This window comes from Mycobacterium sp. NGS40 (assembly GCF_059812735.1).
Genome location: NZ_JCALDG010000030.1, coordinates 40,656 through 50,404 on the forward strand (window position 1 = coordinate 40,656; position 9,749 = coordinate 50,404).

Annotated in this window: 11 protein-coding genes and 2 pseudogenes; 7 read left to right on the forward strand and 6 right to left on the reverse strand. The window is 67.2% G+C overall.

Annotation, left to right across the window (positions count from 1 at the left end):
* Positions 1–19: 19 nt before the first annotated feature.
* From AC5Y5O_RS28175 to AC5Y5O_RS28190, 4 genes are read right to left on the reverse strand one after another with little or no spacing between them, the layout of a single operon-like run.
* The gene (locus tag AC5Y5O_RS28175) at positions 20–1,984 is read right to left on the reverse strand and encodes a heavy metal translocating P-type ATPase (RefSeq protein ID WP_330981167.1); all 1,965 of its coding nucleotides are present in this window, start codon (positions 1,982–1,984) and stop codon (positions 20–22) included.
* Positions 1,981–2,391 (reverse strand): ArsR/SmtB family transcription factor, encoded by a 411-nt coding sequence (locus AC5Y5O_RS28180; protein WP_330981166.1) that lies wholly within the window; start codon positions 2,389–2,391, stop codon positions 1,981–1,983. Before AC5Y5O_RS28180 ends, AC5Y5O_RS28175 begins: the two co-directional genes overlap by 4 nt.
* Complete coding sequence (locus AC5Y5O_RS28185; protein WP_330981165.1) at positions 2,382–3,377, reverse strand: sterol desaturase family protein; 996 nt, start codon at positions 3,375–3,377, stop codon at positions 2,382–2,384. Before AC5Y5O_RS28185 ends, AC5Y5O_RS28180 begins: the two co-directional genes overlap by 10 nt.
* 46 nt (positions 3,378–3,423) lie before the next feature.
* A complete protein-coding gene (locus tag AC5Y5O_RS28190; RefSeq protein ID WP_330981164.1) occupies positions 3,424–4,197 on the reverse strand; it encodes a helix-turn-helix domain-containing protein in 774 nt (257 codons plus the stop codon).
* 158 nt (positions 4,198–4,355) lie between these two features.
* Here AC5Y5O_RS28190 and AC5Y5O_RS28195 point away from each other — a divergent pair, with 158 nt between their 5' ends.
* From AC5Y5O_RS28195 to AC5Y5O_RS28225, 7 genes and pseudogenes are all read left to right on the forward strand, one after another.
* Entirely contained in the window at positions 4,356–4,937 is a 582-nt protein-coding gene (locus tag AC5Y5O_RS28195; RefSeq protein ID WP_330981163.1) for a class I SAM-dependent methyltransferase, read from the forward strand.
* On the forward strand, positions 4,937–5,587 hold the full coding sequence (locus AC5Y5O_RS28200; protein WP_330981162.1) for a methyltransferase family protein: 651 nt from the start codon (positions 4,937–4,939) through the stop codon (positions 5,585–5,587). Before AC5Y5O_RS28195 ends, AC5Y5O_RS28200 begins: the two co-directional genes overlap by 1 nt.
* 52 nt (positions 5,588–5,639) lie before the next feature.
* Positions 5,640–6,269 carry a YHS domain-containing protein gene (locus AC5Y5O_RS28205; RefSeq protein WP_330981161.1) on the forward strand — a complete coding sequence of 210 codons (630 nt, stop codon included), beginning with the start codon at positions 5,640–5,642 and terminating at the stop codon, positions 6,267–6,269.
* Complete coding sequence (locus AC5Y5O_RS28210) at positions 6,266–6,910, forward strand: class I SAM-dependent methyltransferase (RefSeq protein ID WP_330981160.1); 645 nt, start codon at positions 6,266–6,268, stop codon at positions 6,908–6,910. Before AC5Y5O_RS28205 ends, AC5Y5O_RS28210 begins: the two co-directional genes overlap by 4 nt.
* Positions 6,903–7,369 (forward strand): annotated as a pseudogene (locus AC5Y5O_RS28215) (DsbA family protein). The gene AC5Y5O_RS28210 and the pseudogene AC5Y5O_RS28215 overlap by 8 nt, the downstream one beginning before the upstream one ends.
* Before the next feature lie 313 nt (positions 7,370–7,682).
* Complete coding sequence (locus AC5Y5O_RS28220; protein ID WP_330981159.1) at positions 7,683–8,321, forward strand: class I SAM-dependent methyltransferase; 639 nt, start codon at positions 7,683–7,685, stop codon at positions 8,319–8,321.
* A gap of 53 nt (positions 8,322–8,374) precedes the next feature.
* Entirely contained in the window at positions 8,375–8,935 is a 561-nt protein-coding gene (locus AC5Y5O_RS28225) for a hypothetical protein (RefSeq protein ID WP_330981158.1), read from the forward strand.
* A 293-nt stretch (positions 8,936–9,228) separates the two neighbouring features.
* Here AC5Y5O_RS28225 and AC5Y5O_RS28230 read toward each other — a convergent pair whose 3' ends face one another.
* Both AC5Y5O_RS28230 and AC5Y5O_RS28235 read right to left on the reverse strand, forming a co-directional pair.
* Positions 9,229–9,543, reverse strand: a complete 315-nt coding sequence (locus AC5Y5O_RS28230) for a hypothetical protein (RefSeq protein WP_330981157.1) — start codon at positions 9,541–9,543, stop codon at positions 9,229–9,231.
* Positions 9,540–9,749: pseudogene (locus tag AC5Y5O_RS28235) on the reverse strand (PPE domain-containing protein); the annotation flags it as partial. The gene AC5Y5O_RS28230 and the pseudogene AC5Y5O_RS28235, both read right to left, overlap by 4 nt.

Below are 9,749 nucleotides of genomic sequence, written 5' to 3' on the forward strand. Positions count from 1 at the left end.
AGCTGAGGTGGTCGGGGCGTCACGACGTCGCGCCGACCGCCGCCGCGCGGGTCGGGCTGGCGGGCCGTTTCACCGGCGCGGCCAGCGGTTTGGTGCGCCCGGCCCGTACACCGTTGGCGATGACCACGATTTCGGCGAGTTCGTGGACCAGCACGACCGCAGCCAGTCCGAGCACCCCGAACAAGGCCAGCGGCATCAACGCGACGATCAGGCCCAGGGATAGGCCGACGTTTTGCAGCATGATCCGCCGCGCCCGGCGCGCATGCGTGAAGGCCTGCGGCAGGTGGCGTAGGTCTTCGCCCATCAACGCGACGTCGGCGGTTTCGATCGCCACGTCGGTGCCCATCGCGCCCATCGCGATACCCAGGTCGGCGGTGGCCAGGGCAGGGGCGTCGTTGACGCCGTCACCGACCATCGCCGTGGGGCGCTGGGCCCGTAGCTGTTCGATCAGTCGGGCCTTGTCCTCGGGGCGCAGCTCGGCGTGCACGGCCTCGATGCCGACCTCGTGGGCCAACGCGGCGGCGGTGGCGTGGTTGTCGCCGGTGAGCATCGCCACGTGATAGCCGTCGCGGCGCAGTTGGGTGACCACTTCGGCGGCCTCGGGGCGCAACTCGTCGCGCGCGGCGATGGCACCGATCAACTGTCCGTTGTCTTCGACGAGGACGGCGGTGGCGCCTGCCTGCTGCATGCGCGCGACGTCGCCGGCGAGTGGGCCCGGGTCGAGCCAGCCGGGGCGGCCGAGGCGGATGGTGTGCCCGTCGCGATGTCCGGTGAGCCCGGCACCGGTAACGGCCTCGACGTCGGCAGCGGGAATGACGGTGTCTACCGCGTTGAGGATCGCCGCGGCCAGCGGGTGTTCGCTGCGCGCTTCCAGGGCAGCCGCCAGATCCAGCACCTGTTCGCGGGTGGCGCCGTTGGTGGTGGCCACGTCGATGACGGTGGGCCGGTTCGCGGTGAGTGTGCCGGTCTTGTCCAGTGCAACGCCGCGGATCTTGCCCAGCGCTTCCAGTGCGGCCCCGCCCTTGACCAGTGCGCCCAGCTTGCTGGCGGCCCCGATGGCGGCCACGACGGTGACTGGCACGGAGATCGCCAGGGCGCACGGGGAGGCGGCGACCAGCACCACCAGGGCCCGTTCGATCCAGGTGGCCGGGTCACCGAGCAGACTGCCTATCGCCGCGATCAGGGTCGCGGCGATCATGACCCCGGGCACCAGCGGTTTGGCGATGCGGTCGGCCAGGCGTTGGGAGGCGCCTTTGCGGGACTGTTCGGCTTCCACGATGCGCACGATGCGGGCCAGCGAGTTGTCCTCGGCGGTGGTGGTGACCTCCACCTCGAGGACGCCGGTGCCGTTGATCGACCCGGCGAACACCTCATCGCCTGGCCCGCCTTCGACGGGAACTGACTCTCCGGTGATGGCCGAGACGTCGAGCGCGGTGCGGCCTTGCCTGATGATGCCGTCGGTAGCAACACGTTCACCCGGCTTGACCAGCATCCGGTCGCCGATCTGCAATTCTGCTGGTGCGACGACGATTTCGGCGTCGTCACGCAGCACGGTGGCCTCGTCGGGCACCAGCGACAGCAATGCACGCAGTCCGCGGCGGGTGCGGGCCAGCGAGTACTCTTCCAGTCCCTCGCTGATGGAGTACAGGAAGGCCAGCATGGCGGCCTCGCCCACCTCGCCGAGGATCACCGCGCCCACCGCGGCGATGGTCATCAGCGTGCCGACCCCGATCTTGCCGTTGGCCAGCCGCGTGAGGGTGGACGGCACGAAGGTATAGGCACCGGCCGGCAGCGCCACCGCTTGCAGCGTGAGGACGACCGGGGCGGCGGCGTCGAGGAATCCAGCGATCAGCGCTGCCAGCAGGAACACCCCCGAAATAGCGGCGAACTGCAGTTCTTTGATCTGCCAGAGCCGCTCGGGCTCATGCTCTTGCTCGTCGGCGCCGCGGGGTTCGTCGTTGCCGCAGCCGCATGCGTCGCTCATCGCCGGGCCTGCTTCGTGGTGGTCGTCGCGCCCGTGCGGGAGCGGGTTCCGTAGTTGGGGCACAGCGCCACCGCGCTGCCCGTGGCGGCCAGCAGCGTCTCCGCTGAGGCGAGCAGGTCGAGCAGTTCGGGGCGCGTCAGCGAGTAGAACACCTGTCGTCCTTCGGGGCGGCCGGTGACCAGTCCGCAGTCCCGCAGACATGCCACATGCGCCGAGACGGTGGACTGCGCCAACCCCAGCTCACCGATCAGGTCGACCACGCGGGCTTCCCCGTCGGCCAGCCGGCGCACGATCGCCAGCCGGGCGCCATCGGAGAGGCTGTGAAACAGCGCCACCGCGGCATCCAAATTGGAGGAGGTCCCTGAGGTACTGCCGACGAGGCAGGCATCCGATTTATTCATCGCCATATGGCGATGATATCCGACAAGCGGCGATGCTTCGACGTGGGGTTGGGACCCGCCGTCTGCGTCTCGTTGGCGGGCTCGGTGGGGGTGGAGCTGAGTGTGCAGCCACCGCTGCGGGTGAACGGGTAGATCATCTGGTGCAGGTAGCTGCTGGGGTAGTCGGGTTTGGCAGCCATGCCCAGTTGGGTGGAATCGAATCGGCGGGTCCGGTCGTAGGAGAAGGTGCCCATGAGGTGATCCCACGCCAGGGTGAACAGCCCGAAGTTGACGTCGCCGACGCCGGCCCATTTGAGGTGATGAAAGCGGTGCCCCTCGTTGAGGGCCAAGACGTACTTGGCGGGGCCGATGCGGTAGTCGGCGTTGGAGTGTTGCAGCAGCAACTGGATTGCCACCGCCAGCGCCAGCACCGAGGCGACGTCGACGGGGAGGCCGATCAAGATGAGGGGGGCCACGCCGACGGCCATTTCGACGGTTTGGTGCAGGGGGTGTTTCATCAGGCCGTTGAGGCCGTAGAAGCGGGTGATGCTGTGGTGCACGGCGTGGAAGCGCCACAGCACGCCGATCTTGTGGCTGGCCAGGTGTGCGACGGTGATGCCGAGGTCGGCGATCAGGATCGCGGCAAGGACCTGCAGCAGAAATGGCCAGTTGTGCGGCCACAGCTGCGGAGCGGGAACGATCGCGGCCACCAGTGGGATGGCCCCCACACTGGCCAGGATGAGGGCTTCGTTGACCGCGACGTGGAGGCGGTCGCGGGTGGTGTCGGCGCGGTCATGGTTCCAGTCGCGGTCATAGGGGATGATCCGCTCGACCAGAAACGATGTCGCGATCGCGACGCCCAAGATGGGCAGCAGCCACAGTTTCGGTGCGCCCAAGGCGGTCAGGGTGATGGCTGTGCCGTTGAGGCCGATCAGCATGAACGGCACGTAGCCGTAGCGGGCCACCCTGTGGACCGGGATGCTGGCCACGGCTGAAGAAGTAATCGTGCTCATGGCTTGATGGTCGGCGCCCTACCCGAGGCGAGCTTGAATGATTCGGCTAACCGCTGGTGGGAAGGTCCCAGGACACGTGCCGGCTCAGCACCGAAGGCGCCAGGCCGAACATGTCGCGGGTGGTGCGGGTGAGATGCGCGCTGTCGGCGAACCCCGCACCGTGCGCAGCACCGGTCAGGTCGTCACCGGCCTGCACCCGGGTGATCGCGATCTGCAAACGCGACCACAACACGTACCGGCGCAGCGGGATGCCCACCTGTTCGGTGAACAGATGCGTCAGCCGACTCGCCGAGATACCCACCTGCGCAGCGAGTTCCGTACCGCTGACCGGGCCTGCCGCCACAAGGTCGGGCAGCAACTCCAACGCGTCATCGACCGCCCGGTGGCGCGGCGCGACCTCGCCTGCCCCGGCGGACGCCAGGTGCGCGACCACATTGTCAACCACGACAGCAAGCGGTCGTCGCTGGGCGTGGGTGAGGGCGGTGGTGACGGCCCATCCGGAGCGGACCGCACGCAGATGCGCGGATCGGCCCGGCGCGGATTCCGGCTCCAGGAACACCACCGTGCCTTCCTCGGCGCCGACCTCGATCCGGTGCGGTGCATCGGCGGGCACGACCACGCTCGTCCCGCAGTGTCGAGCGCCGTGCTCGTCGAGCACCGCGAAAGCCGTTGTGGCGGTCATGACCTGTACCGCGTGATGGACATGGGTATCGGTGGTGCCGATCGACCCGGTGAAGGCCAGCACCCCCGGACGCAGCAGCGCCGCCCCGCCCCAGCGCGGGTCAACGGTGAGATCACCGCCAGACCTATTAATCGTCATACGACGATGATAGCGTCAAGCATAGATCGCTAACAGGCGATGCCACCGATGTCGTCCGTTGGTGTTGATACCCGTGGCGATTGCCGACTGGGTGGGAAGGGGTTTGCGGTGTTGATGAATCGGACGGAGACGGCCCTGATCAACTCGCCGCCGCGGCGGTGGTTGCAACGCCACACGAGGTGCCGGTACTGCTGCGGTTCGGCGGCCGGCTGCCCCCGGACAGCAGAGCCCTCGAAATCGGGTGCGGATCTGGATACGGATCGCAGCTGATACTGGAGCGATTCGGCGCTGCCACCGTGGAGGCCGTGGACCTCGACCCGGCGATGATCCGACGGGCCGGTCGGCGTCTGACCGCCTACGGCGACCGGGTTCGGTTGGTCCAGGGCAGCGCGACCGACCTGTCCACAGCACTCAATGCCGGCGGCGGCAGTTATGGGGCGGTGTTCGACTTCGGAATCGTCCACCACATTCCCGACTGGCGGAAGGCAGTCGCCGAAGTCGCGCGAGTACTTGCGCCGGGACGGCGGTTCTACTTCGACGAAGTCACCGCCCACGCCCTCGCCCGGCCCACCTACAAGCGGCTGTTCGACCACCCGACCGTAGACCGGTTCAGCGCCGAGCAATTCCTCGATGAACTCGCCCACCACGGGCTCGTCGTCCTGGGTTCACTGACCCGCATCCAGGGCGACTACCTACTCGGCGTGGCCGCCAAGCCGCTACCCACCGGCGGTGAGCAATGATGGCCGTCGCGGTCCTGGTCCTGTTTGCTTCGATGATGGTGGTGATCGGCGCGGGTCGCCGGCGCATCCAACTGCACCAAACCGGCGACAGTGGCAACCGACGCACCTGGCGTCCCGACGGAACTCTGGAGTGGTGGGCTCTGGTCCTCGCCGACGTGGGGTATCTGCTGGTCGGGATCGCCGCCCCGGCGGCGGCCCTGGCCGGTCTGCCGGCACTGGATATCGTCGACCGGCCGTGGGTGCAGGTGGTCGGGATGGTAGTGGCGGTCGCCGGGATCACCCTGACTCTGTTCGCGCAACTCGGGTTGGGGGCGTCGTGGCGGATCGGGGTCGACGAGACCGAGACCACCGCCCTGGTCACCGGTGGCCCGTTCGCGATAGTGCGTAACCCGATCTTTACCGCGCTGCTGCTCACCTTGACCGGGCTGGCCCTGATGGTCCCCAACCCCGTTGCGGTCGTCGGCCTCCTGGTCGCGGTGGCGGGGATCGAGCTGCAGGTGCGCCGGGCCGAGGAGCCTTACCTGCGCCGCGTCCACGGCCGCGCCTACACCGATTACACCGCCACGGTGGGCCGCTTCCTGCCGCATCTGGGCCGCACCCGCTCCAACTCACGACGTGAGGCCAATGATGCTGCCCGACACGACAACTGACTTCGACACCGTGGAGGTGACGGTGGCGTTCGTCGACCTGGCCGGCTAGAGCGTGCTCACCGAGGCCTGCGGGGACCGCGAGGCCGCCCAGTTGGCCGCGCGACTGGCCGAACTCGCCCACAGCGCCCTACAACCGGGCACCAGGCTGGTGAAGACGATCGGGGACGCGGCCATGCTGGCCGCCGACACTCCCACCCAGATGATGGCCACGATCACCGAGCTGGCCGACCGGGTGGCTAGTGAAGACGGATTTCTGCCGATACGGGCCGGCATCCATCACGGCCCCGCGATTGCCCGCGACGGGGATTTATTCGGGCATGCGGTCAACATCGCCGCCCGGATCACCGCCCTGGCCGGCGCCGGGCAGGCGGTACTGACCGACCAGATCATCGACGCCGCCGGCGAGTTCGGGCTACCCACCACTGCCATGGGCGCACCGCGGTTGCGCAATATCACCACCCCGATCCCACTGCACACGATCGCACTGGCCGCCGCACACTATCCGCGCGACCCGGTCTGCGGCATGCGCATCGACCCGGCCACCGCCGCGGCCCACCACCACCGCAATGGCCGGGATTGGTGGTTCTGCTCGACCGACTGCGCCCACCGATTCACCACCACCCCAAGCATTTCCACACTGCAGCAACCCCCGATCGCCGCCAGCGAAAGGCACCACCGATGAGCCGTCACTGGAGCCGCAACCGGCTCAAATTCGCTCTCGCCGGGCCTGTGTTCGAAGCCGGCAACCGGTTCATCCCCGGCCGGCCGCATGACCGGCTGGCCCGCCTGGTCGCCGACCAACATCCCCAGCGGGTGCTCGAACTGTGCGGCGGCACCGGCTATGCCGCCCGCCTGCTAGCCAAACGCCTGCCCACTGCCACCATCGATTCTCTCGACCTCTCCCCGGAAATGCTGGCCGTCGGCCGGTCCCGACTGCACCGCGCCGGGATCACCAATGTGGCGCTGCGTGAAGGTGATGCTGCGGCCCTGCCGTTCCAGGACGGTACGTTCGACGTGGCGATGAGCGTGTTCGGCTGGCACGAACTCCCCACCGATACCCGCCACCGGGCGGTCGAGGAAACCCTGCGCGTGCTGCGCGCTGGTGGGCAGGTCATCGCCATCGACCTCGATCCACCACCGGCCGCGCGGTGGGTCTACGGCATCTACCTGCGGCTGGCTGAACGGCCCTATGCCCGCGACGTCGTGGGCAGCGGGCTCGCCGACACCTTCACCGCGCACGGCCTGACCATCACCGCCCACCAGCCCGCGCGCAGCTGGGCCGCGCCGTTCCAGATCATCCACGCCCAGAAAAGAGGTGCCTAAGCTCACCGCGGTTGTCATTGCCGCGTTGGCGATCGGTGTGCTGGTCTACCTGTCGGTGCGCGATCGCGGGGCTACCACCCAAGCGCGGCCGGAAGGCAGCGAGGTGGGCCGGGTGGTGCGCGAGAACAGTCACCGGCTGAATTCGGCACCCGGCAGTGACGTGACCTTCGTGGAGTTTCTCGACTTCGAATGCGAAGGCTGCGGTGCCCTGTATCCCGTGATCGAACAGCTGAGGGCCGAATACGGGGACCGGGTGATTTCGTCATCCGCTACTTCCAGCTGCAAGCGCACTACAACTCTGAGCGGGCCGCACGTGCCGTGGAAGCGGCCGCCCAGCAGGGGCAATTGGAGGCGATGTACCGCAAGGGTACCCCGACCTTTTTCCTCAACGGCACCCGGTTCCAGCCCAGAAGCTACGAGGACGTGACCACAGCGCTCGACAAGGCACTCAGAGATTAGGCAGCCAGCTGCCGGGCCTTCCTCGTCGGCAACGTGCAACACCCGATAGTCAGCCACATCTGCACTCCGACAGTAGGATTCACCCCGATGCCCAGTGCCGCGCCACCGGCATCACCGCGATGACCCAACCCGCTCGCCATGGCCGCATAGACGGTGGTGCTGGCCGCGATCGAAGCCGAGGTCCGCGTGGTCGAGGAGCCCGACCTGAACGACACCCACGGCCAGGCCTGCGCGACTACTGTGAGACTGTCGGCCGGTTGGTTGCCCACATCGGACGCACCGCAACGTCTGACCGGCGACGCGAGGTGAACTCATGGCCACATCAAATGACCGCAGCGCCCGCTGGAACCGGTATTGGGACAAAAAATCCCGCAACTATGACCGTGAGATCGGGTTCTTCGACCGCCACCTGTTCGGCGATTCCCGCCAGTGGGTCTGCAGCCAAGCCACCGGCGAAGTCCTAGAGGTCGCCATCGGGACCGGCCTCAACCTGCCCTTCTACCCAGAGACTGTCAGGCTGACCGGCATCGACTGGAGCGAACAGATGCTTGAACTCGCCCGCGGCCGCGCCGCCGACCTCGGCCATACCGCCATCCTGCAACGGGCCGACGCCCACCGATTGCCGTTCGACGACGCCAGCTTCGACACCGTCGTGTGCACGTTCGGGCTGTGCGCCATTCCCGACCACACCCGGGCGCTCACCGAGATGGCCCGGGTGCTGCGCCCCGGCGGACGGCTCATCCTGGTCGATCACGTCCGCAGCACCGCTGCCGCGGTGCGGGCGGTACAGCGGTTGCTGGAACTGTTCACCGTGCCGCTGGGCGGCGAACACTTCCTGCGCCGACCCCTCAATCATCTGCGCGCCGCCGACAACCTCGATATCGACCGCGTCGAGCGGTTCGCCCTCGGGCTCGTCGAACGCGTCGTCGCCCGCAAAACCGCCACGACCTGACCTGCCCGGCGGCGGTGATTCCGAGCAGGACACCATCATGAAAGAAGCCGCACATGACCGAAATACCCAGACGCACCGCACTCGCCGTCCTCAGTGCGGCCGGCGCCGTGGCCGCACTGGCATACCTTCTGCGCACCACCACTATTCGGATGCCCGCCGGCCGAGCCGACGGTCCCGGGATGATGGGTGGTATCTCGGGCACCGATATGAGCCGCTATATGACCATGTTCGCCCGCCACACCGAACTGCGTCGTACCGTCGAGAACATTCCCGGCGGGATCCGCACCACCACCGAATCCGACGCGCCCGATCTCGTCGCGCAACTGCATGCCCACGTGTCCTCGATGTATGACCACCTCAACCAGGGCGCAGAAGTGACCTGCATGAGCGACAGCCTGCCCACCCTATTCCGCCGAGCATCCGACTACCAACGCCGAATCACCCTGACCCCCAACGGTGTTGCCGTAACCGAAACCGCCACTGATCCCGCCCTCACCGACGCCATCCGCGCCCACGCACAAGAAGTCACCGGCTTTGTCACCGACGGCATGCCCGCCATGATGGGCCCCATGATGGGCGGCGGAATGATGGGCGGCGGAATGATGCGTCCCTAACACCCGACCGACTGAGCAACATTGCCTACGGCGATCCGCGCAAACTCCACACCACGAACTAACGTCAGCCAGCACCGTGAAACTCTCAAATGCACGCGGATCGGGCAGCGGGCGCGGTGCACCCGAATATCGTCAAGTACAGCTCTACAGATAGACTGGTCCCTCACGGTGTGCACCGCACCAATACCCACCGTCAGCGACAGTCAAGTACACCCCTAATCGATCTACAGATAAACAGGTTGCGGACGGTTGATAGCCGCGGCTAGAGATGCAGGCAGTCAGGTGCTCTGCGGTTAGAGGATTTCGCCGCGCATCTCGTCGACACCCTTGTTTCCCGCAGCGAAAAGGCCGTTGAGTTTCTTCTCCAGCTGCAGATTCGTCATCACGTTGCCGATCGCGTCAGCGATCCGCACCTCGAGCAGGCGCCCATCGAAACCCAGAGTGAGCGACACCAGGCCCTCGGGGTCATCGATGCCGGCGCGTAAGCCGTCGAGCTCGTTAAGTAGCTTATCGAGCCGTGACAGCGTTGCGGCGGTTTCGTTTTGGCTGAATTTAACTTTCTCGGCATCACCGAGGTTGTTGAACTCGTCGTCGGCGCTGATCGTCACGACGGCTCCTTGGGCGGGCGGGTCACCAGGCGGCGCACGACCGGGGTCCCCGCATCGGGCGGGTCATCATCGTCGGGCGGCTCAGGGTTACGGTCGCGCTGAGTAGCCGCCGCGGCCACCGATAAACGGTTCGTATCGACTCGCCCCGTGACGTCCTCGGTGTGCGGGATATCGCGCACAGTCACTTTACGTTCCCGGTCGCGCTC